This window comes from Shigella sp. FC1967, assembly GCF_001743005.1.
Taxonomy (GTDB): domain Bacteria; phylum Pseudomonadota; class Gammaproteobacteria; order Enterobacterales; family Enterobacteriaceae; genus Proteus.
The window spans coordinates 1-234 of sequence record NZ_MIIZ01000359.1 but is presented as its reverse complement, the minus strand read 5'-3'; the positions used below and the strand labels follow the sequence as shown (position 1 = coordinate 234).

The 234-nt window shown below is 25.6% G+C and carries 1 pseudogene; it reads right to left on the bottom strand.

The features are described from left to right. Positions 1-234, bottom strand: a pseudogene (locus BHE89_RS24220) (hypothetical protein); the annotation flags it as partial.

The following is a 234-nucleotide window of genomic DNA, read 5'->3' as shown; positions in this document are numbered from 1 at the left end:
ACTGTTATTTTTAAATGTCCATCTTCCAATTGAGAATAATGTAATATACTTATTCCTAATCTTTCAGACATCTCATTCTCTGTTATTTTCAATTGTCTTACATCTAGTATATAAGAAATAGTAATCAATTGATCTACTGTTATTTTTAAATGTCCATCTTCCAATTGAGAATAATGTAATATACTTATTCCTAATCTTTCAGACATCTCATTCTCTGTTATTTTCAATTGTCTT